The organism is Escherichia sp. Lx600-2, assembly GCF_036662595.1.
GTDB classification, from domain to species: Bacteria; Pseudomonadota; Gammaproteobacteria; order Enterobacterales; family Enterobacteriaceae; genus Escherichia; species Escherichia coli.
Map to the genome: position 1 here is coordinate 26,228 of NZ_JAYQWM010000031.1, position 21,267 is coordinate 47,494.

At 54.7% G+C, this 21,267-nt stretch carries 19 protein-coding genes; 12 read left to right on the plus strand and 7 right to left on the minus strand.

The features are described 5' to 3' along the window. The first annotated feature begins 1 nt into the window (after position 1). From ybdZ to wzz(fepE), 3 genes are all read left to right on the plus strand, one after another. The gene (gene ybdZ / locus OQV04_RS13155; protein ID WP_000885782.1) at positions 2 to 220 is read left to right on the plus strand and encodes an enterobactin biosynthesis protein YbdZ; all 219 of its coding nucleotides are present in this window, start codon (positions 2 to 4) and stop codon (positions 218 to 220) included. Further along, on the plus strand, positions 217 to 4,098 hold the full coding sequence (gene entF, locus OQV04_RS13160) for an enterobactin non-ribosomal peptide synthetase EntF (protein WP_274446672.1): 3,882 nt from the start codon (positions 217 to 219) through the stop codon (positions 4,096 to 4,098). The genes ybdZ and entF overlap by 4 nt, the downstream gene beginning before the upstream one ends. 215 nt (positions 4,099 to 4,313) lie before the next feature. Continuing rightward, entirely contained in the window at positions 4,314 to 5,447 is a 1,134-nt protein-coding gene (wzz(fepE), locus tag OQV04_RS13165; RefSeq protein ID WP_032280467.1) for an LPS O-antigen length regulator Wzz(fepE), read from the plus strand. Here wzz(fepE) and fepC read toward each other — a convergent pair. From fepC to fepD, 3 genes are read right to left on the minus strand one after another with little or no spacing between them, the layout of a single operon-like run. Beyond that, positions 5,444 to 6,259, minus strand: a complete 816-nt coding sequence (gene fepC, locus OQV04_RS13170) for an iron-enterobactin ABC transporter ATP-binding protein (RefSeq protein WP_032280468.1) — start codon at positions 6,257 to 6,259, stop codon at positions 5,444 to 5,446. The genes wzz(fepE) and fepC overlap by 4 nt on opposite strands. Beyond that, on the minus strand, positions 6,256 to 7,248 hold the full coding sequence (fepG, locus tag OQV04_RS13175) for an iron-enterobactin ABC transporter permease (RefSeq protein WP_021556580.1): 993 nt from the start codon (positions 7,246 to 7,248) through the stop codon (positions 6,256 to 6,258). The genes fepC and fepG overlap by 4 nt, the downstream gene beginning before the upstream one ends. Further along, positions 7,245 to 8,249 (minus strand): Fe(3+)-siderophore ABC transporter permease, encoded by a 1,005-nt coding sequence (gene fepD / locus OQV04_RS13180; protein ID WP_001298899.1) that lies wholly within the window; start codon positions 8,247 to 8,249, stop codon positions 7,245 to 7,247. Before fepD ends, fepG begins: the two co-directional genes overlap by 4 nt. 110 nt (positions 8,250 to 8,359) lie before the next feature. Here fepD and entS point away from each other — a divergent pair, with 110 nt between their 5' ends. Next, complete coding sequence (gene entS, locus OQV04_RS13185; RefSeq protein WP_274446673.1) at positions 8,360 to 9,589, plus strand: enterobactin transporter EntS; 1,230 nt, start codon at positions 8,360 to 8,362, stop codon at positions 9,587 to 9,589. A 24-nt stretch (positions 9,590 to 9,613) separates the two neighbouring features. Here the strand turns inward: entS and fepB are convergent, their stop codons facing one another. Next, entirely contained in the window at positions 9,614 to 10,570 is a 957-nt protein-coding gene (gene fepB / locus OQV04_RS13190) for a Fe2+-enterobactin ABC transporter substrate-binding protein (RefSeq protein ID WP_032280470.1), read from the minus strand. A gap of 188 nt (positions 10,571 to 10,758) precedes the next feature. Between fepB and entC the strand changes: the two genes are divergently transcribed. From entC to OQV04_RS13225, 7 genes are all read left to right on the plus strand, one after another. Beyond that, a complete protein-coding gene (gene entC, locus OQV04_RS13195; protein WP_001307665.1) occupies positions 10,759 to 11,934 on the plus strand; it encodes an isochorismate synthase EntC in 1,176 nt (391 codons plus the stop codon). A 9-nt stretch (positions 11,935 to 11,943) separates the two neighbouring features. Further along, on the plus strand, positions 11,944 to 13,554 hold the full coding sequence (entE, locus tag OQV04_RS13200) for a (2,3-dihydroxybenzoyl)adenylate synthase EntE (protein ID WP_032280471.1): 1,611 nt from the start codon (positions 11,944 to 11,946) through the stop codon (positions 13,552 to 13,554). 13 nt (positions 13,555 to 13,567) lie between these two features. Next, on the plus strand, positions 13,568 to 14,425 hold the full coding sequence (gene entB / locus OQV04_RS13205) for an enterobactin biosynthesis bifunctional isochorismatase/aryl carrier protein EntB (protein WP_032280472.1): 858 nt from the start codon (positions 13,568 to 13,570) through the stop codon (positions 14,423 to 14,425). After that, a complete protein-coding gene (gene entA, locus OQV04_RS13210; protein WP_000347651.1) occupies positions 14,425 to 15,171 on the plus strand; it encodes a 2,3-dihydro-2,3-dihydroxybenzoate dehydrogenase EntA in 747 nt (248 codons plus the stop codon). Before entB ends, entA begins: the two co-directional genes overlap by 1 nt. Positions 15,172 to 15,173: 2 nt before the next feature. Beyond that, positions 15,174 to 15,587: a proofreading thioesterase EntH gene (entH, locus tag OQV04_RS13215; protein WP_032176060.1), complete on the plus strand. Its 414-nt coding sequence runs from the start codon at positions 15,174 to 15,176 to the stop codon at positions 15,585 to 15,587. Between the two features lie 180 nt (positions 15,588 to 15,767). Then, entirely contained in the window at positions 15,768 to 17,873 is a 2,106-nt protein-coding gene (cstA, locus tag OQV04_RS13220) for a pyruvate/proton symporter CstA (RefSeq protein WP_001624841.1), read from the plus strand. 181 nt (positions 17,874 to 18,054) lie between these two features. Continuing rightward, positions 18,055 to 18,252 (plus strand): YbdD/YjiX family protein, encoded by a 198-nt coding sequence (locus tag OQV04_RS13225; RefSeq protein ID WP_000460431.1) that lies wholly within the window; start codon positions 18,055 to 18,057, stop codon positions 18,250 to 18,252. Between the two features lie 9 nt (positions 18,253 to 18,261). Here OQV04_RS13225 and hcxA read toward each other — a convergent pair whose 3' ends face one another. Next, entirely contained in the window at positions 18,262 to 19,350 is a 1,089-nt protein-coding gene (hcxA, locus tag OQV04_RS13230) for a hydroxycarboxylate dehydrogenase HcxA (protein WP_032280474.1), read from the minus strand. Between the two features lie 108 nt (positions 19,351 to 19,458). Here hcxA and ybdL point away from each other — a divergent pair, with 108 nt between their 5' ends. After that, on the plus strand, positions 19,459 to 20,619 hold the full coding sequence (gene ybdL / locus OQV04_RS13235; RefSeq protein ID WP_032280476.1) for a methionine-oxo-acid transaminase: 1,161 nt from the start codon (positions 19,459 to 19,461) through the stop codon (positions 20,617 to 20,619). On the opposite strand, the gene OQV04_RS13240 is transcribed toward ybdL, so the two are convergent. Together OQV04_RS13240 and OQV04_RS25065 are read right to left on the minus strand one after the other, a co-directional pair. After that, positions 20,620 to 21,210 (minus strand): IbrB-like domain-containing protein, encoded by a 591-nt coding sequence (locus OQV04_RS13240; RefSeq protein WP_274446674.1) that lies wholly within the window; start codon positions 21,208 to 21,210, stop codon positions 20,620 to 20,622. After that, on the minus strand, positions 21,207 to 21,267 hold a 61-nt coding region (locus tag OQV04_RS25065; RefSeq protein ID WP_071528444.1), incomplete at its 5' end, for an IS1 family transposase. The genes OQV04_RS25065 and OQV04_RS13240, both read right to left, overlap by 4 nt.

Here is a 21,267-nt window from a genome sequence, read left to right on the forward strand (position 1 = left end):
TATGGCATTCAGTAATCCCTTCGATGATCCGCAGGGAGCGTTTTACATTTTGCGCAATGCGCAGGGGCAATTCAGTCTGTGGCCGCAACAATGCGCCTTACCGGCAGGCTGGGACATTGTGTGTCAGCCGCAGTCACAAGAGTCCTGCCAGCAGTGGCTTGAAGCCCACTGGCGTACTCTGACACCGGCGAATTTCACCCAGTTGCAGGAGGCACAATGAGCCAGCATTTACCTTTGGTCGCCGCACAGCCCGGCATCTGGATGGCAGAAAAACTGTCGGATTTACCCTCCGCCTGGAGCGTGGCGCATTACGTTGACTTAACCGGAGAGGTTGATGCGCCATTACTGGCCCGCGCGGTGGTTGCCGGATTAGCGCAAGCAGATACGTTGCGGATGCGTTTTACGGAAGATAACGGCGAAGTCTGGCAATGGGTCGATGATGCGCTGATATTCGAACTGCCAGAAATTATCGACCTGCGAACCAATATTGATCCGCACGGTACTGCGCAGGCATTAATGCAGGCGGATTTGCAACAAGATTTGCGCGTCGATAGCGGTAAACCACTGGTCTTCCATCAGCTGATACAGGTGGCGGATAACCGCTGGTACTGGTATCAGCGTTATCACCATTTGCTGGTCGATGGCTTCAGTTTCCCGGCCATTACCCGCCAGATCGCCAATATTTACTGTACATGGCTGCGTGGCGAACCAACGCCTGCTTCGCCGTTTACGCCTTTCGCTGATGTAGTGGAAGAGTACCGGCAATACCGCGAAAGCGAAGCCTGGCAGCGTGATGCGGCATTCTGGGTAGAACAGCGTCGCCAACTGCCACCGCCCGCGTCACTTTCTCCGGCACCTTTACCGGGGCGTAGCGCCTCGGCAGATATTCTGCGCCTGAAACTGGAATTTACCGACGGGGAATTCCGCCAGCTGGCTATGCAATTTTCAGGTGAGCAGCGTACCGATTTAGCTCTTGCGCTGGCGGCTTTGTGGCTGGGGCGATTGTGCAATCGCATGGACTACGCTGCCGGATTTATCTTTATGCGTCGACTGGGGTCGGCGGCGCTGACGGCTACCGGACCTGTGCTCAACGTTTTGCCGTTGGGTATTCACATTGCGGCACAAGAAACGCTGCCGGAACTGGCAACCCGACTGGCGGCTCAACTGAAAAAAATGCGTCGCCATCAACGTTACGATGCCGAACAAATTGTCCGTGACAGCGGGCGAGCGGCAGGTGATGAACCGCTGTTTGGTCCGGTACTCAATATCAAGGTATTTGATTACCAACTGGATATTCCTGATGTTGAGGCGCAAACCCATACCCTGGCAACCGGGCCGGTTAATGACCTTGAACTGGCCCTGTTCCCGGATGAACACGGTGATTTGAGTATTGAGATCCTCGCCAATAAACAGCGTTACGCTGAGCCAACGTTAATCCAGCATGCTGAACGCCTGAAAATGCTGATCGCCCAATTCGCCGCGGATCCGGCGCTGTTGTGCGGCGATGTCGATATTATGCTGCCAGGTGAGTATGCGCAGCTGGCGCAGATCAACGCCACTCAGGTTGAGATTCCAGAAACCACGCTTAGCGCGCTGGTGGCAGAACAAGCGGCAAAAACACCGGATGCTCCGGCGCTGGCAGATGCGCGTTACCAGTTCAGCTATCGGGAAATGCGCGAGCAGGTGGTGGCGCTGGCGAATCTGCTGCGTGAGCACGGCGTTAAACCAGGGGACAGCGTGGCGGTGGCATTACCGCGCTCGGTCTTTTTGACCCTGGCGCTACATGCGATTGTTGAAGCCGGTGCGGCCTGGTTACCGCTGGATACGGGGTATCCGGACGATCGCCTGAAAATGATGCTGGAAGATGCGCGTCCGTCGCTGTTAATCACCACCGACGATCAACTGCCGCGCTTTGCCGATGTTCCAGATTTAACCAACCTTTGCTATAACGCCCCGCTTACACCGCAGGGCAGTGCGCCGCTGCAATTTTCACAACCGCATCACACGGCTTATATCATCTTTACCTCTGGCTCCACCGGCAGGCCGAAAGGGGTAATGGTCGGGCAGACGGCTATCGTCAACCGCCTGCTGTGGATGCAAAACCACTACCCGCTTACAGGCGAAGATGTCGTTGCCCAAAAAACGCCGTGCAGTTTTGATGTCTCGGTGTGGGAGTTTTTCTGGCCGTTTATTGCCGGGGCTAAACTGGTGATGGCTGAACCGGAAGCGCACCGCGACCCGCTCGCTATGCAGCAATTCTTTGCCGAATATGGCGTAACGACCACGCACTTTGTGCCGTCGATGCTGGCGGCATTTGTTGCATCGCTGACGCCCGAAACCGCTCGCCAGAGTTGCGCGACGTTGAAACAGGTTTTCTGTAGTGGTGAGGCCTTACCGGCTGATTTATGCCGCGAATGGCAACAGTTAACCAGCGTGCCGTTGCATAATCTGTATGGTCCAACGGAAGCGGCGGTGGATGTGAGCTGGTATCCGGCTTTTGGCGAGGAACTGGCACAGGTGCGCGGCAGCAGTGTGCCGATTGGTTATCCGGTGTGGAATACGGGCCTGCGCATTCTCGATGCGATGATGCATCCGGTGCCGCCGGGTGTGGCGGGAGATCTCTATCTCACCGGTATTCAACTGGCGCAGGGGTATCTTGGACGACCCGATCTGACCGCCAGCCGTTTTATTGCCGATCCTTTTGCCCCAGGTGAACGGATGTATCGTACCGGAGACGTTGCCCGCTGGCTGGATAACGGCGCGGTGGAGTACCTCGGGCGCAGTGACGATCAGCTAAAAATTCGCGGGCAGCGTATCGAACTGGGCGAAATCGATCGCGTGATGCAGGCGCTGCCGGATGTCGAACAAGCCGTTACCCACGCCTGTGTGATTAACCAGGCGGCAGCCACCGGTGGTGATGCGCGTCAGTTGGTGGGCTATCTGGTGTCGCAATCAGGTCTGCCGTTGGATACCAGCGCATTACAGGCACAGCTTCGCGAAACATTGCCGCCGCATATGGTGCCGGTCGTTCTGCTGCAACTGCCGCAGTTGCCACTTAGCGCCAACGGCAAGCTGGATCGCAAAGCCTTACCGTTGCCTGAACTTAAGGCACAAACGCCGGGGTGTGCGCCGAAAGCGGGCAGTGAAACGATTATCGCTGCGGCATTCGCGTCGTTGCTGGGTTGTGACGTGCAGGATGCCGATGCTGATTTCTTCGCGCTTGGCGGTCATTCGCTACTGGCAATGAAACTGGCAGCGCAGTTAAGTCGACAGTTTGCTCGTCAGGTGACGCCGGGGCAGGTGATGGTCGCGTCAACTGTCGCCAAACTGGCAACGATTATTGATGGTGAAGAGGACAGCGCCCGGCGCATGGGATTCGAAACCATTCTGCCGTTGCGTGAAGGTAATGGCCCGACGCTGTTTTGTTTCCACCCGGCATCCGGTTTTGCCTGGCAGTTCAGCGTGCTCTCGCGTTATCTCGATCCACTATGGTCGATTATCGGCATTCAGTCGCCGCGCCCTCATGGCCCCATGCAGACAGCGACGAACCTGGATGAAGTCTGCGAAGCGCATCTGGCAACGTTACTTGAACAACAACCGCACGGCCCTTATTACCTGCTGGGGTATTCCCTTGGCGGTACGCTGGCGCAGGGCATTGCGGCGCGACTACGTGCCCGTGGCGAACAGGTGGCATTTCTTGGCTTGCTGGATACCTGGCCGCCAGAAACGCAAAACTGGCAGGAAAAAGAAGCTAATGGTCTGGACCCGGAAGTGCTGGCGGAGATTAACCGCGAGCGCGAGGCCTTCCTGGCGGCACAGCAGGGAAGTACTTCAACGGAGTTGTTTACCACCATTGAAGGCAACTACGCTGATGCTGTGCGCCTGCTGACGACTGCTCATAGCGTACCGTTTGACGGTAAAGCGACGTTGTTTGTTGCTGAACGCACGCTTCAGGGAGGTATGAGTCCTGAACGCGCCTGGTCGCCGTGGATTGCGGAGCTGGATATCTATCGTCAGGATTGTGCGCATGTGGATATTATCTCTCCAGGGGCATTTGAAAAAATTGGGCCGATTATTCGCGCAACGCTAAACAGATAAATTAACATTATCTATAAACCCATAATTGCAGGAAATAATTATGGGTTTATCATTTATTTAATTTATAAGGTTGCTGGTTATTTTTCTTAAATAGAGTGAATGTTGCATTCAGTGGAATGAATTTACAAACTTCAGCTTCGGATAATTCTCACCAACTGGTAAAGTGAGCGCCGTGGAGATTTCCCCCTATTGGACTCATTTTCAGGTTATACCCCATGTCATCACTGAATATTAAACAGGGAAGTGACGCTCATTTTCCCGATTATCCTCTGGCGTCGCCCAGTAATAATGAAATTGATTTACTTAATCTAATCTCAGTTTTATGGCGGGCCAAAAAAACGGTCATGGCGGTCGTTTTTGCGTTTGCCTGTGCAGTCTTGCTGATCTCTTTCATCCTGCCGCAAAAATGGACCAGCGCGGCGGTTGTCACGCCTCCAGAACCTGTTCAGTGGCAAGAGTTGGAGAAAACATTCACTAAGCTTCGTGTGCTGGATCTGGATATCAAAATTGATCGTACAGAAGCATTTAACCTGTTTATCAAGAAGTTTCAGTCGGTTAGCTTGCTGGAAGAGTACCTGCGTTCATCACCTTATGTGATGGACCAATTAAAAGAGGCGAAAATCGACGAACTGGATTTGCATCGCGCAATTGTCGCATTGAGCGAAAAAATGAAAGCGGTTGATGACAATGCCAGTAAGAAAAAAGATGAACCGTCACTGTATACCTCCTGGACGCTAAGTTTTACCGCGCCAACCAGTGAAGAGGCGCAGACCGTTTTGAGCGGGTATATCGATTATATCTCTGCGTTGGTGGTGAAAGAGTCGATAGAAAACGTCCGTAATAAACTGGAGATCAAAACCCAGTTTGAAAAAGAAAAACTGGCTCAGGACCGCATTAAAATGAAAAATCAACTTGATGCAAACATTCAGCGCCTCAATTATTCACTCGACATTGCCAACGCGGCAGGAATTAAAAAGCCCGTTTACAGTAATGGTCAGGCCGTTAAAGATGACCCCGATTTCTCTATTTCTCTCGGCGCAGACGGTATTGAACGCAAACTGGAAATTGAAAAAGCGGTCACTGACGTTGCGGAACTGAACGGTGAATTACGTAATCGTCAGTATCTTGTTGAGCAGTTAACAAAAGCAAATATCAACGATGTGAATTTTACGCCGTTTAAATATCAGTTAAGCCCGTCATTGCCAGTGAAAAAAGACGGTCCGGGTAAGGCGATTATTGTGATCCTTTCCGCGCTGATCGGCGGGATGGTGGCTTGTGGTAGCGTGTTATTGCGCTATGCGATGGCATCCAGAAAACAGGATGCCATGATGGCAGACCACTTAGTTTAACTATTTGCGGTTGAAGGTGCCGTTCGTCCGAGCGGCACCACGAGCGGCGTTCCGGCTACCGGATCGTCAATGATCATGCAGCGGAGACCATAAATGCGCTCAATCAGTTCAGCAGTGACAATCTCCTTCGGCGCTCCCTGAGCAACAATTTTCCCTTCTCGCAATGCAATCAAATGGCTGGCGTAACGACAGGCCTGATTAAGATCGTGCAGCACCGCCGCCAGGGTATAGCCTTTCTCGCGGTTCAGTTCGCTTAACAGTTCCAGCAAATCAATCTGATGACTGATATCCAGCCAGGTCGTGGGTTCGTCGAGCAGCATAATTGCCGTTTCCTGGGCCAGCACCATCGCGATCCACGCTCGCTGGCGTTGCCCACCGGAAAGGGTATCCACGCTTTGATCTGCAAGATGAGTTATTCCCGTGGCCTGCATCGCTTTCGTTACCGCCTCTTCATCTTCTTTGCGCCAACGGGTAAACAGCGGTTGATGCGGATAACGCCCACGCGCCACCAGCTCCTGCACGGTGATATCGCCCGGCGTGGTAGCATTTTGCGCCAACAGACCAATCCGGCGTGCAACTTCTTTACTGGCGTAATGTTGAATGTGCTCGCCATCCAGCCAGACATGCCCGTGAGTAGGCGTCATCAGGCGGCTTAAGGTACGCAGCAACGTGGATTTACCGCAGCCATTTGGCCCGATAATTGCCGTGAAGTGACCATCAGGTATTTCTACAGTCAGATTTTCCGCAACGGTATATTTGCCATATCCCAGGGTTAACTGTTCGCCGCGCAAACGGGCTACTGATTCGGTCATTTTTTGCGAGACTCCTGAATTAACAAGACGATAAGGTAAATACCGCCGAGGCTGACGGTAACGACGCCAACCGGAAGTTGATACGGCATAAACAGTTGTTGGGCGCAGAGATCGGCCGCCAGCAGTAACAACGCCCCGCACAGCGCCGCCTGGGTTAGCCCCCAGCGAGCGGTGCCGCTAATGCGTCGGGCAATGTGCGGCGCGACTAAAGCAATAAAGGAAATCGGCCCGGCAAGCGCTGTTGCCGCAGCGGTAAGCACCACTGCAACCAGCATCATTAACAGACGCGAACGTTCGACGCTGACGCCCAGCGCACACGCGGTATCATCGCCCATTTCCAGCAAGCGCATCCGGCGTACCAGTAAGGCGGCGGCAATTAGCATCAATATAATGATGGGTGCGGAAGGCGAGGTTTTTGCCCACGTCAGGCCGTTGAGCGATCCGGCATTCCACAAACCTGCTGTTAGCGCCGTTTCTAAAGACGCTTTCAGCAACAGCCAGGTATTAAAGGCCACCAGCATGGCGCGAACGCCGATACCGATAATAATCAACCGAAAGGTGTCGATACCGTTACGCCAGGCGAGCAGCCAGACCAACAGCGAAGTGATAATGCCGCCCACCATTGCTGCCAGCGCGATAGCCGTCAGGTCCTGACCAAACAGCACCATCGCCACCAGCACGCCGCTCCACGCCCCGGTGTTAAAACCCATTACGTCAGGGCTGCCGAGCGGGTTACGCATCAGCGACTGAAAAATCGCGCCACTGACGCCCAGTGCTGCGCCAATCAACAGCGCCATCAGCACGCGTGGTAAACGCCATTCGGTGACCACCATCGTCATACTGCGCGGCGCATCGCCCATCAGCGCGGCGAATACCTGCGAGGTTTCCAGCGTGACGGCACCGCTGCGTAATCCCCAGATACCTGCAACCACACAGGCGGAAATCAGCAGCAAACAGGTGATGAGTAATCGGCGAGAGACGTAAATCATGCACCACCTCGCGTTTTACGTCGCACGAGGAAGATCAGCACCGGTGCACCAATAAACGCACTGACCACAGAAACGCGCAGTTCACCGGGCACAATCACCCGCCCGATGATATCGGCAAACAGCAGCAGGGCAGGGGTAGCAAGTAGCGTGACGGGCAGCGACCAGCGATGATCGGCACCCACCAGCCAACGCGCCATATGCGGCATCATCAGGCCAATAAAGGCAATCGGGCCAACTACCGCCGTCGCACTACCACAAAGCACGGTAATCGCCAGCAGACCAATCAACTGTGTGCGCGCCACGCGACTGCCCAGCGCCGTCGCGGTGTCACTGCCGAGGCTCAAACTGTTCAGCGCGCGGCTCAGTAATAGCGCGGTTGCTCCGGCGATCAGCACCGGGATCAGCACCACTTTTAAGGTATGTAGATTGCGAATATCCAGCGAACCGGCTTGCCAGAAACGCAGTTGATCGTAGACGTCAGGATTAAGCAGGGCGATGCCGCTGGTCAGCCCTTCCAGCACCGCCGCCAGCGCCACGCCCGCCAGGGTTAAACGCACCGGACTTAACTGCCCGCCGCCCTGGCTGCCGGTAAAGGCAACAATCAATGAGGCCACCAGCGCCCCGGCGAAGGCCATCGCCAGTTGTTCCTGTGCGGAAGAGTAACCAAACAGCGCCGCACCCAGCACAATGGCAAAGCTGGCTCCGGCGTTCACGCCAAGCAAGCCGGGGTCGGCAAGTGGGTTTCGGGTGAGGGTTTGCATTAACGCCCCGGCAAGGCCAAGCGCGCCGCCTGCCAGTAAACCGGCAAGGGTACGCGGCAGCCGCGCGTCGAGCACGATGGTGCAGTCGGCGCTCTGGCAGGTGCCGGAGAAGGCCTCCAGCACTACGGAAGCGGGGAGTGATTTTGCCCCAATGAGCAGACTTAATGCCGTCGCGATAATCAGTAATAACAGCAATCCGGGCACGGCAATGGCGCGTGTCACGGCAACAGAACCAGACATACGAACTTCCATGATAATGAAATTAATTATCGTTATCGATCTTATTTGGATATGTTAGCATGTGCAGCCTAAGAATAGGTATTTAAAATATTTGATGGCAAGGCATTGTAATGAATAAACAATCCTGGCTGCTTAACCTCAGCCTGTTGAAAACGCACCCGGCGTTTCGCGCAGTATTCCTCGCTCGTTTCATCTCTATTGTTTCTCTGGGTTTGCTCGGCGTCGCGGTGCCGGTGCAGATCCAGATGATGACACATTCCACCTGGCAGGTGGGGCTTTCGGTGACGCTGACCGGCGGCGCGATGTTTGTTGGCCTGATGGTCGGCGGTGTGCTGGCGGATCGCTATGAGCGCAAAAAAGTGATTTTGCTGGCGCGCGGCATCTGTGGCATTGGCTTCATTGGACTGTGCCTGAACGCGCTGCTGCCGGAGCCGTCATTGCTGGCAATCTATTTACTTGGTTTATGGGATGGTTTTTTCGCATCGCTTGGCGTTACGGCGCTATTGGCGGCGACACCTGCACTGGTAGGGCGTGAAAACTTAATGCAGGCCGGGGCGATCACCATGTTGACCGTGCGTCTGGGGTCGGTGATTTCGCCCATGATTGGCGGTTTACTGCTGGCGACTGGCGGTGTGGCCTGGAACTACGGACTGGCGGCGGCGGGCACGTTTATTACCTTGCTACCGTTGTTAAGCCTTCCGGCACTGCCACCGCCACCGCAGCCGCGTGAGCATCCGTTGAAATCATTACTGGCAGGATTTCGTTTTCTGCTCGCCAGCCCGCTGGTGGGAGGGATTGCGCTGCTGGGTGGTTTATTGACGATGGCGAGTGCGGTGCGGGTACTGTATCCGGCGCTGGCTGACAACTGGCAGATGTCAGCGGCACAGATTGGTTTTCTCTACGCGGCGATCCCGCTCGGCGCGGCTATTGGTGCGTTAACCAGCGGGAAGCTGGCACATAGTGCGCGACCAGGGTTATTGATGCTGCTCTCCACGCTGGGATCGTTCCTCGCCATTGGTCTGTTTGGCCTGATGCCGATGTGGATTTTAGGCGTGGTTTGTCTGGCGCTGTTCGGCTGGCTGAGCGCGGTTAGTTCGTTGCTGCAATATACAATGCTGCAAACGCAAACTCCGGAAGCGATGTTAGGGCGGATTAACGGTTTGTGGACGGCGCAGAACGTGACGGGCGATGCCATAGGCGCAGCGCTGCTGGGCGGTTTGGGAGCGATGATGACACCGGTTGCTTCCGCAAGCGCGAGCGGTTTTGGTTTGTTGATTATCGGCGTGTTGTTATTGCTGGTGCTGGTGGAGTTGCGACGTTTTCGCCAGACGCCGCCGTAGGTGACAGCGTCTGACGGTTAATGCTTAAAACAGCGCCTTAAGTCGTTCCAGCACTTGCATGGCGCTGTAGTAATCCAGACGGAACGTCTCGGTTCCCAACGCATAAACCTGCTTGTTTTGTACTGCAGGCAGGTGCGCGAGCAGCGGATTAGCATAAATAGCATCGGCATCTTTCTGATCACCGGCGAACAGGAATAGTGACTCGCCATTTAACCCTGCAGCCAGATTTTCCCCACCAAGCTGAATGATGTCATGGCGTTTACCCTGACTTTGGCTGGCATTTAACCCTGCGGGTAACTTCGCCAGCGTAAAGCCGAGTTGTTCCAGCATCTGCCCTTGTGCTGATTCCGGCGTCCAGAGATTGGCACTGTGTGCAGCGGCAGTATAGACAATGGCAGTGACCGGCTGCGGCGGTAATTTGATTTGCTCTTTCGCCGCCGCCAGTTGCTTATCAAACTGCGCAATCCGCTCTGCCGCTTGTTTCTCATGCCCGGTAATTTCGCCAAGTTGCGTTAACAGCGCCTGCCAGCTTTTGTCGTCGTAATTGATGATTAATGTCGGAGCGATGGTGGAAAGCTGATCGTACAGCGCCAGCGCCGAATCACCGCCGGTTGCGCTAATTAAAATCAGATCCGGCATTTGCGCGGCAACGGCTTCTGCACTCGGTTCGCCGATATAGAGCCGTTGCAGTTTGCGTTCTTTCGCCACCTTGCTCCACTGGCGTAAAAAGCCCTGGTCATCCGCGACGCGGTTATTTGGCGTGGTCGCGCCGCTGGCGATCACCGGAGCATCAATCGCCAGCAGTGAGCCGGTCAGGGTGACGCTGGTGGAAACAATACGCTGCGGCTGGCTTTCCAGGGTATGAATGCCACGGCTGTCAGTAATCTGACGCGGCCAGTCGGCGGCCTGAACTGCGGCTATTCCTGAAAGCAAAAGTCCTGTTAATAGAAGGGCATTGCGGTAGAGCGGGGCGAGTCTCACAAATCAGCTTCCTGTTATTAATGAAGTTAATGCTTCTCATTTTCATTGTAACCACAACCAAATGCAACCCCGAGTTGCAGATTGCGTTACCTCAAGAGTTGACATAGTGCGCGTTTGCTTTTAGGTTAGCGACCGAAAATATAAATGATAATCATTATTAAAGCCTTTATCATTTTGTGGAGGATGATATGGATACGTCACTGGCTGAGGAAGTACAGCAGACCATGGCAACACTTGCGCCCAATCGCTTTTTCTTTATGTCGCCGTACCGCAGTTTTACGACGTCAGGATGTTTCGCCCGCTTCGATGAACCGGCTGTGAACGGGGATTCGCCTGACAGTCCCTTCCAGCAAAAACTCGCCGCGCTGTTTGCCGATGCCAAAGCGCAGGGCATCAAAAATCCGGTGATGGTCGGGGCGATTCCCTTCGATCCACGTCAGCCTTCGTCGCTGTATATTCCCGAATCCTGGCAGTCGTTCTCCCGTCAGGAAAAACAAACTTCCGCACGCCGTTTCACCCGCAGCCAGTTGCTGAATGTGGTGGAACGCCAGGCAATTCCGGAACAAACCACGTTTGAACAGATGGTTGCCCGCGCCGCCGCACTTACCGCCACGCCGCAGGTCGACAAAGTGGTGTTGTCACGGTTGATTGATATCACCACTGACGCCGCCATTGATAGTGGCGTATTGCTGGAACGGTTGATTGCGCAAAACCCGGTTAGTTACAACTTCCATGTGCCGTTGGCAGATGGTGGCGTCCTGCTGGGGGCCAGCCCGGAACTGCTGCTACGTAAAGACGGCGAGCGTTTTAGCTCCATTCCGTTAGCCGGTTCCGCACGTCGTCAGCCGGATGAAGTGCTCGATCGCGAAGCGGGTAATCGTCTGCTGGCGTCAGAAAAAGATCGCCATGAACATGAACTGGTGACTCAGGCGATGAAAGAGGTACTGCGCGAACGCAGTAGTGAGTTACACGTTCCTTCCTCTCCACAATTGATTACCACGCCGACGCTGTGGCATCTCGCAACTCCCTTTGAAGGTAAAGCGAATTCGCAAGAAAACGCACTGACTCTGGCCTGTCTGCTGCATCCGACCCCCGCGCTGAGCGGTTTCCCGCATCAGGCCGCGACCCAGGTTATTGCTGAACTGGAGCCGTTCGACCGCGAACTGTTTGGCGGCATTGTGGGTTGGTGTGACAGCGAAGGTAACGGCGAATGGGTGGTGACCATCCGCTGCGCGAAGCTGCGGGAAAATCAGGTGCGTCTGTTTGCCGGAGCGGGGATTGTGCCTGCGTCGTCACCGTTGGGTGAGTGGCGCGAAACAGGCGTCAAACTTTCTACCATGTTGAACGTTTTTGGATTGCATTAAGGAGCGATGATGAGCATTCCATTTACCCGCTGGCCAGAAGAGTTTGCCCGTCGCTATCGGGAAAAAGGTTACTGGCAGGATTTGCCGCTGACCGACATTCTGACTCGCCACGCTGCGAGTGACAGCATCGCGGTTATCGACGGCGAGCGGCAGTTGAGTTATCGGGAGCTGAATCAGGCGGCGGATAACCTCGCGTGTAGTTTGCGCCGTCAGGGAATTAAACCTGGTGAAACCGCGCTGGTACAACTTGGTAACGTCGCTGAACTTTATATTACCTTTTTCGCGCTGCTGAAACTGGGCGTTGCGCCGGTGCTGGCGCTGTTCAGCCATCAGCGTAGTGAACTGAACGCCTATGCCAGCCAGATTGAACCGGCGTTACTGATTGCCGATCGCCAACATGCGCTGTTTAGCGGGGATGATTTCCTCAACACATTTGTTGCAGAGCATTCTTCTATTCGCGTGGTGCAACTGCACAACGACAGCGGTGAGCATAACTTGCAGGATGCGATTAACCATCCGGCAGACGGTTTTACTGCCACGCCGTCACCTGCTGATGAAGTGGCCTATTTCCAGCTTTCCGGCGGCACCACCGGCACACCGAAACTGATCCCGCGCACTCATAACGACTACTACTACAGCGTGCGTCGTAGCGTCGAGATTTGTCAGTTTACGCAACAGACGCGCTACCTGTGCGCGATCCCGGCGGCTCATAACTACGCCATGAGTTCGCCAGGATCGCTGGGCGTCTTTCTTGCCGGAGGAACGGTTGTTCTGGCGGCCGATCCCAGCGCCACGCTCTGTTTCCCATTGATTGAAAAACATCAGATTAACGTTACCGCGCTGGTGCCGCCGGCAGTCAGCCTGTGGTTGCAGGCGCTGACCGAAGGCGAAAGCCGGGCGCAGCTTGCCTCGCTGAAACTGTTACAGGTCGGCGGCGCACGTCTTTCAGCCACGCTTGCGGCCCGTATTCCCGCTGAGATTGGCTGCCAGTTGCAGCAGGTGTTTGGCATGGCGGAAGGGCTGGTGAACTACACCCGTCTTGATGATAGCGAGGAGAAAATTATCCATACCCAGGGTTACCCAATGTGTCCGGACGATGAAGTGTGGGTTGCTGATGCCGAAGGAAATCCACTGCCGCAAGGGGAAGTTGGACGCCTGATGACGCGCGGGCCGTACACCTTCCGCGGTTATTACAAAAGCCCGCAGCACAATGCCAGTGCCTTTGATGCCAACGGTTTTTACTGTTCCGGCGATCTGATCTCTATTGATCCAGAGGGTTACATCACCGTGCAGGGGCGCGAGAAAGATCAGATCAACCGTGGCGGCGAGAAGATCGCTGCCGAAGAGATCGAAAACCTGTTGCTGCGCCATCCGGCGGTGATCTACGCCGCACTGGTCAGTATGGAAGATGAGCTGATGGGCGAAAAAAGCTGTGCTTATCTGGTGGTAAAAGAGCCGCTGCGCGCGGTGCAGGTGCGTCGTTTCCTGCGTGAACAGGGTATTGCCGAATTTAAATTACCGGATCGCGTGGAGTGTGTGGATTCACTTCCGCTGACGGCGGTCGGGAAAGTCGATAAAAAACAATTACGTCAGTGGCTGGCGTCACGCGCATCAGCCTGAAGGAGAGAACACGATGGCTATTCCAAAATTACAGGCTTACGCACTGCCGGAGTCTCACGATATCCCTAAGAATAAAGTCGACTGGCCCTTTGAACCGCAACGTGCCGCGTTGTTAATCCATGATATGCAGGACTATTTTGTCAGCTTCTGGGGTGAGAACTGCCCGATGATGGAGCAGGTGATCGCGAATATTGCGGTACTGCGCGACTACTGCAAACAGCACAATATCCCGGTTTATTACACCGCCCAGCCGAAAGAGCAAAGCGATGAAGATAGGGCGCTGTTGAATGATATGTGGGGGCCGGGCCTGACCCGCTCGCCGGAACAGCAAAAGGTGGTGGATCGCCTGACGCCAGATGCCGACGACACGGTGCTGGTGAAGTGGCGCTACAGCGCGTTTCATCGTTCTCCGCTGGAGCAAATGCTCAAAGAGAGTGGACGTAACCAGCTGATTATTACAGGGGTATATGCCCACATTGGCTGTATGACCACCGCAACCGACGCATTTATGCGCGATATTAAACCGTTTATGGTGGCGGATGCGCTGGCCGATTTCAGCCGTGACGAGCATTTGATGTCGCTGAAATATGTGGCCGGACGTTCTGGCCGGGTGGTGATGACCGAAGAATTACTGCCAGCACCTATCCCCGCCAGCAAAGCGGCGCTGCGTGAGGTTATCCTGCCGTTGCTGGACGAGTCCGATGAACCGTTCGATGACGACAACCTGATCGACTACGGTCTGGATTCGGTGCGCATGATGGCGCTGGCGGCGCGCTGGCGCAAAGTGCATGGCGATATCGACTTTGTCATGCTGGCGAAAAACCCGACCATCGACGCCTGGTGGAAGCTACTCTCCCGCGAGGTGAAATAATGGATTTCAGCGGTAAAAATGTCTGGGTAACTGGCGCAGGTAAAGGTATCGGCTACGCCACGGCGCTGGCGTTTGTTGAAGCGGGAGCGAAAGTTACAGGTTTTGATCAAGCGTTCACTCAGGAGCAATATCCCTTTGCGACCGAAGTAATGGATGTTGCCGACGCTGCGCAGGTCGCGCAAGTGTGTCAGCGACTGTTAGCTGAAACGGAGCGACTGGACGCGCTGGTCAATGCGGCGGGAATTTTACGCATGGGCGCGACAGACCAACTGAGCAAAGAGGACTGGCAGCAGACTTTTGCGGTTAACGTCGGCGGTGCGTTTAACCTGTTTCAGCAAACCATGAACCAGTTTCGCCGTCAGCGGGGCGGGGCGATTGTCACTGTGGCGTCCGACGCCGCACACACGCCGCGTATTGGTATGAGTGCTTATGGCGCATCGAAAGCGGCGCTGAAAAGCCTGGCGTTGAGCGTCGGGCTGGAACTGGCGGGTAGCGGCGTGCGCTGTAATGTGGTTTCGCCTGGCTCCACCGACACCGATATGCAACGCACGCTGTGGGTGAGCGATGACGCCGAAGAACAGCGTATTCGCGGCTTTGGCGAGCAGTTTAAACTCGGCATTCCGCTGGGGAAAATCGCCCGTCCACAAGAGATCGCCAACACGATTTTGTTCCTCGCCTCTGACCTCGCCAGCCATATCACCCTACAGGATATTGTGGTCGATGGCGGCTCAACGCTGGGGGCATAAGCATGATCTGGAAACGCCATTTAACGCTCGACGAACTGAACGCCACCAGCGATAACACAATGGTGACGCATCTGGGAATTGTGTATACCCGTCTGGGCGATGATGTGCTGGAAGCCGAAATGCCGGTTGATACCCGTACTCATCAGCCGTTTGGCCTGCTGCATGGCGGCGCGTCGGCGGCGCTGGCTGAAACGCTGGGATCGATGGCCGGATTTATGATGACCCGTGACGGGCAGTGTGTGGTGGGCACGGAACTTAACGCCACCCATCATCGCCCGGTGTCTGAAGGCAAGGTACGCGGCGTCTGCCAGCCGCTGCATCTTGGGCGGCAAAATCAGAGCTGGGAAATCGTCGTTTTCGATGAACAGGGGCGGCGTTGCTGCACTTGTCGGCTGGGTACGGCAGTTTTGGGATGAACCCGACAGAATTAAATGAGATTGCAGGAAAACTCGGTTAACGGAGTGATCGAGTTAACATTGTTAAGTTAAATATTGGTTTCAACTCCGATTTACATGGTTGCCGTGTTGTTAAATTGTACAAAGATGTTATAGAAACAAAATGTAACATCTCTATGGACACGCACACGGATAACAACTATGAACAAATCAGGGAAATACCTCGTCTGGACAGTGCTCTCTGTAATGGGAGCATTTGCTCTGGGATACATTGCTTTAAATCGTGGGGAACAGATCAACGCGCTGTGGATTGTGGTGGCGTCGGTCTGTATCTATCTGATCGCTTACCGTTTTTATGGGCTGTATATCGCCAAAAATGTGCTGGCGGTTGACCCGACGCGTATGACGCCAGCGGTGCGCCATAACGACGGGCTGGACTATGTGCCGACGGACAAGAAAGTGCTGTTCGGTCACCATTTTGCGGCCATTGCCGGAGCAGGTCCGTTGGTTGGGCCGGTACTGGCGGCGCAAATGGGTTACCTGCCGGGGATGATCTGGCTACTCGCCGGGGTGGTTCTCGCCGGTGCAGTGCAGGATTTCATGGTGCTGTTTGTTTCTACGCGTCGTGACGGTCGCTCGCTGGGTGAGCTGGTCAAAGAAGAGATGGGGCCAACCGCCGGGGTGATAGCGCTGGTGGCCTGCTTTATGATCATGGTCATTATCCTTGCAGTACTGGCGATGATCGTGGTGAAAGCCCTGACTCATAGCCCGTGGGGAACGTATACCGTTGCGTTCACCATTCCGCTGGCGATTTTTATGGGAATCTACCTGCGCTATCTGCGTCCGGGGCGTATTGGTGAAGTGTCGGTCATCGGTCTGGTATTCCTGATTTTTGCCATTATCTCTGGCGGCTGGGTGGCAGAAAGTCCGACCTGGGCACCGTACTTTGACTTTACCGGCGTGCAGCTAACCTGGATGCTGGTGGGTTACGGTTTTGTGGCGGCGGTGCTGCCGGTGTGGTTGCTGCTGGCTCCGCGTGACTACCTCTCTACCTTCCTGAAAATCGGGACGATCGTCGGTCTGGCGGTAGGCATTTTGATTATGCGCCCGACGCTGACCATGCCTGCACTAACTAAATTTGTTGATGGTACTGGCCCGGTATGGACCGGTAACCTGTTCCCGTTCCTGTTTATCACCATCGCCTGTGGCGCGGTGTCTGGCTTCCATGCGCTGATCTCTTCCGGCACCACGCCGAAGATGCTGGCGAACGAAGGGCAGGCGTGCTTTATCGGCTACGGTGGAATGTTAATGGAATCCTTCGTGGCGATTATGGCACTGGTTTCCGCCTGTATCATCGATCCGGGCGTGTACTTCGCCATGAACAGCCCGATGGCGGTGCTGGCTCCGGCAGGGACGGCTGATGTGGTCGCTTCTGCCGCGCAAGTGGTGAGTAGCTGGGGCTTTGCGATTACTCCGGATACGCTCAACCAGATTGCCAGCGAAGTGGGGGAACAGTCGATCATTTCCCGTGCGGGCGGTGCGCCGACGTTGGCGGTGGGGATGGCTTACATCCTGCACGGTGCGCTGGGTGGTATGATGGATGTGGCGTTCTGGTATCACTTCGCCATTCTGTTTGAAGCTCTGTTTATTCTGACGGCGGTGGATGCAGGTACGCGTGCTGCGCGCTTTATGTTGCAGGATCTGCTGGGCGTGGTTTCTCCGGGCCTGAAACGGACCGATTCACTGCCTGCTAACCTGCTGGCAACGGCGCTGTGCGTGCTGGCGTGGGGCTACTTCCTGCATCAGGGTGTGGTCGATCCGCTGGGCGGTATTAACACTCTGTGGCCGCTGTTTGGTATTGCCAACCAGATGCTGGCAGGGATGGCGCTGATGCTCTGTGCCGTGGTGCTGTTCAAGATGAAACGTCAACGTTACGCCTGGGTGGCGCTGGTACCAACGGCCTGGCTGCTGATTTGTACCCTGACCGCTGGCTGGCAGAAAGCGTTTAGCCCGGATGCGAAAGTCGGCTTCCTGGCCATTGCTAACAAGTTCCAGGCAATGATCGACAGCGGCAATATTCCGTCGCAGTATACTGAGTCACAGCTGGCGCAACTGGTGTTCAACAACCGTCTGGATGCCGGGTTAACCATCTTCTTTATGGTGGTCGTGGTGGTTCTGGCACTGTTCTCGATTAAGACGGCACTTGCGGCATTGAAAGATCCGAAGCCAACGGCGAAAGAAACGCCGTATGAGCCGATGCCGGAAAATGTTGAGGAGATCGTAGCGCAGGCGAAAGGCGCGCACTAAAGTCAGAGTGAGGGGGGATGTTGGCGAATGTTGGCATAGTGCCGAGGGTTCCCCCTCACCCTAACCCTCTCCCCGATGGGGCGAGGGGACTGACCGAGCGCGTTGATAGCATTTGTAGGCCGGATAAAGCGTTCACGCCGCATCCGGCACTCTTTCAGCAACATGGTTAGCGGAGGCCAAGATGTTTGATTCACTGGCAAAAGCCGGAAAATATTTAGGTCAGGCGGCGAAGCTGATGATTGGTATGCCTGATTACGACAACTATGTCGAACATATGCGGGTTAACCATCCCGATCAAACGCCGATGACCTACGAAGAGTTTTTCCGTGAGCGGCAGGACGCGCGCTACGGTGGAAAAGGCGGCGCGCGCTGCTGCTAAATTTGCACGTCAGGCTTTAAACGATTCCACTTTTTCGAACGCTGCACGCAACGTATCTGGTGTCAGCGTGACCGGCAGGTAATGAATGGATTCCACCGGACGTAAGGTGTGGGCAATCACTTTGTCGATCTCCGCCTGATTATTGATATCCACTTCCAGCTCCGCCAGCGTAGTCGGCAGATGAAAACGCTGATACGCTCCAGTTAATTGCGCCAGAACATCATCCTGACCCAGCAAGGCGCTTTGCACCAGAATTCCGTAGGCGACTTTGGTGCCGTGAAGAAACTTCTCGGTTTGCGGCAGCACGGTCAGACCGTTATGCACGGCATGAGCCGCCGCTACACGCGTAAAACGATCGCCCAGACCACCGACCATCCCACCACCAGCAATAATAGCATCCACCACATCGCAAAATGATTGCGTTAACTGTTGATTTTGCTGATCGCTCAGCGCCTGTTCGCTACTGTTTAACAAGACGTCGCGAATGGCCTGCGCATTATTGATTCCCAGCCGCACGGTTAGCGGCAACGTTTCTGGTTGCGGAGCCAGCACCACCGCTTCATACCATTTCGCCAGCGTATCACCGATCCCCGCCAGCAGATATTGTTGCGGCGCATTGAGGATAATCTCCGGTTCCACCAGCACCATAAAATTGGCGTCGTCGAAAATCTCATAATGCAGCGCCTGTCCGGCATCGTTATACCAGACGGAGAGCGGTGTCCAGGCGGCGCAGGTGGCGGCGATCGTCGGAGCGGCAACAAATGGCAGATCGAGACGGCGGGCGAGGGCTTTCGCGGTGTCGAGCAGTGCGCCGCCGCCGACGCCAATCACCACGCTGCGATCGTCACCGGACTCAGCCGCCAGTTGCTGTACATCGCTTTCGCTGCAATGACCACGAAACAAAATATGCTTTGCCCCTGGAAGTCCAAACGCTGGCGGAAGTTTGGTTTGCGCCGCAGCAATGGCGCGTTTGCCGTAGATCCACACCGCGCGAGAAAGTTGTTCATCAGTGAAAAAATCGTGCAGGTGATTGAAACTTCCTGGATGTGAAAAGTAGTTAGCCGGGCCGACGACCACGCGGATAGGATTGTGAGGCATGTTGTGTTGTCCTTATTGTTTTATTTAGACATCTAAACGTCTTGATTGCCAAATACTAGCATCGTGTTATAGTGCCTTCAACTCGCAACTTCGTCAGGTACAATAAAAATGACAAATAACCCTCTGATTCCACAAAGCAAACTTCCACAACTTGGCACCACTATTTTCACCCAGATGAGCGCGCTGGCGCAGCAACACCAGGCGATTAACCTGTCGCAAGGCTTTCCTGATTTTGATGGTCCGCGCTATTTACAGGAGCGGCTGGCGTACCACGTTGCCCAGGGGGCAAACCAATACGCGCCCATGACCGGCGTGCAGGCCTTGCGCGAGGCGATTGCTCAGAAAACGGAACGTTTGTATGGCTATCAACCAGATGCCGATAGCGATATCACCGTAACGGCAGGGGCGACGGAAGCGTTATACGCGGCGATTACCGCACTGGTGCGCAATGGCGATGAAGTGATTTGTTTTGATCCCAGCTATGACAGTTACGCCCCCGCCATCGCGCTTTCTGGGGGAATAGTGAAGCGTATGGCACTGCAACCACCGCATTTTCGCGTTGACTGGCAGGAATTTGCCGCATTGTTAAGCGAGCGCACCAGACTGGTGATCCTCAACACACCACATAACCCTAGCGCTACTGTCTGGCAGCAGGCTGATTTCGCCGCTTTGTGGCAGGCGATCGCCGGGCACGAGATTTTTGTCATTAGCGATGAAGTCTACGAGCACATCAACTTTTCACAACAGGGCCATGCCAGTGTGCTGGCGCATCCGCAGCTGCGTGAGCGGGCAGTGGCGGTGTCATCGTTTGGCAAGACCTATCATATGACCGGCTGGAAAGTGGGTTATTGCATAGCGCCAGCGCCCATCAGTGCCGAAATTCGCAAGGTACATCAGTATCTGACCTTTTCGGTAAATACCCCGGCACAGCTGGCAATTGCGGATATGCTACGTGCAGAACCTGAGCATTATCTTGCGTTACCGGACTTTTATCGCCAGAAGCGCGATATTCTGGTGAACGCCTTAAGTGAGAGTCGGCTGGAGATTTTACCGTGCGAAGGCACATACTTTTTGCTGGTGGATTACAGCGCCGTATCTACCCTGGATGATGTTGAGTTTTGCCAGTGGCTGACGCAGGAGCACGGCGTAGCGGCGATTCCGCTATCGGTGTTTTGCGCCGATCCCTTCCCACATAAACTGATTCGTCTCTGTTTTGCCAAGAAGGAATCGACGTTGCTGGCAGCAGCTGAACGCCTGCGCCAGCTTTAGCTATTTAACCGTCCAGGCGCGGGAATATTGACGGTCGGCAAACAACTCTTGCAGGCCGTTAATTTGCTTCAGGCGCAGCACTTCGTCGCTGTCCATTCCCAGCTCTTTGCCAATTTTATTATCGTCCCATCCCAACTGGCTAAGTTCACGGACGATTTCCGACATGGCGGTGATTTGATGGCGTCCACGAGCGCGATTATGACGAATAGTCGCGGCGATGCGTTGATTACGCGTACCTTCCAGACAGGTCACCGGCAAATAACCTTTTAAGCGTAATTGTAATGATGATGAGCCTTTACCAATTTCATGGCGGTGAAAACCATCCACGATTTCCAGAGCATTTTTATCCGTATGCGTGACCACAATGGGTTGGGTAAAACCATCTATTTCAATGGATTTTTGCAGCAGTTTCTTCTCTGGCGGTGCCACATTATTGGGATTGTAATCATTTGGCACGAGCTGGCTATTTTTCACCCACAGAACGCAATCCACTGGCTCTTCACGAAAGGGGCTAACCTGATGGATCGCCATGCGGATTTCATTAATCGCTTTGATGCGATCATCTTCCGGCAGGTAATGACTCCAACTTATTGATAGTGTTTTATGTTCAGATAATGCCCGATGACTTTGTCATGCAGCTCCACCGAT

Excerpts from the sequence above, each read along its gene's own strand:
- ybdZ (WP_000885782.1), top strand. The coding sequence starts at position 2 with ATGGCATTCAGTAATCCCTTCGATGATCCGCAGGGAGCGTTTTACATT.
- entH (WP_032176060.1), top strand. The coding sequence starts at position 15,174 with ATGATCTGGAAACGCCATTTAACGCTCGACGAACTGAACGCCACCAGC.
- entF (WP_274446672.1), top strand. The coding sequence starts at position 217 with ATGAGCCAGCATTTACCTTTGGTCGCCGCACAGCCCGGCATCTGGATG.
- cstA (WP_001624841.1), top strand. The coding sequence starts at position 15,768 with ATGAACAAATCAGGGAAATACCTCGTCTGGACAGTGCTCTCTGTAATG.
- hcxA (WP_032280474.1), bottom strand. The coding sequence starts at position 19,350 with ATGCCTCACAATCCTATCCGCGTGGTCGTCGGCCCGGCTAACTACTTT.
- fepD (WP_001298899.1), bottom strand. The coding sequence starts at position 8,249 with ATGTCTGGTTCTGTTGCCGTGACACGCGCCATTGCCGTGCCCGGATTG.
- ybdL (WP_032280476.1), top strand. The coding sequence starts at position 19,459 with ATGACAAATAACCCTCTGATTCCACAAAGCAAACTTCCACAACTTGGC.
- fepG (WP_021556580.1), bottom strand. The coding sequence starts at position 7,248 with ATGATTTACGTCTCTCGCCGATTACTCATCACCTGTTTGCTGCTGATT.
- entS (WP_274446673.1), top strand. The coding sequence starts at position 8,360 with ATGAATAAACAATCCTGGCTGCTTAACCTCAGCCTGTTGAAAACGCAC.
- entB (WP_032280472.1), top strand. The coding sequence starts at position 13,568 with ATGGCTATTCCAAAATTACAGGCTTACGCACTGCCGGAGTCTCACGAT.
- OQV04_RS13225 (WP_000460431.1), top strand. The coding sequence starts at position 18,055 with ATGTTTGATTCACTGGCAAAAGCCGGAAAATATTTAGGTCAGGCGGCG.
- fepC (WP_032280468.1), bottom strand. The coding sequence starts at position 6,259 with ATGACCGAATCAGTAGCCCGTTTGCGCGGCGAACAGTTAACCCTGGGA.
- entC (WP_001307665.1), top strand. The coding sequence starts at position 10,759 with ATGGATACGTCACTGGCTGAGGAAGTACAGCAGACCATGGCAACACTT.
- entE (WP_032280471.1), top strand. The coding sequence starts at position 11,944 with ATGAGCATTCCATTTACCCGCTGGCCAGAAGAGTTTGCCCGTCGCTAT.
- entA (WP_000347651.1), top strand. The coding sequence starts at position 14,425 with ATGGATTTCAGCGGTAAAAATGTCTGGGTAACTGGCGCAGGTAAAGGT.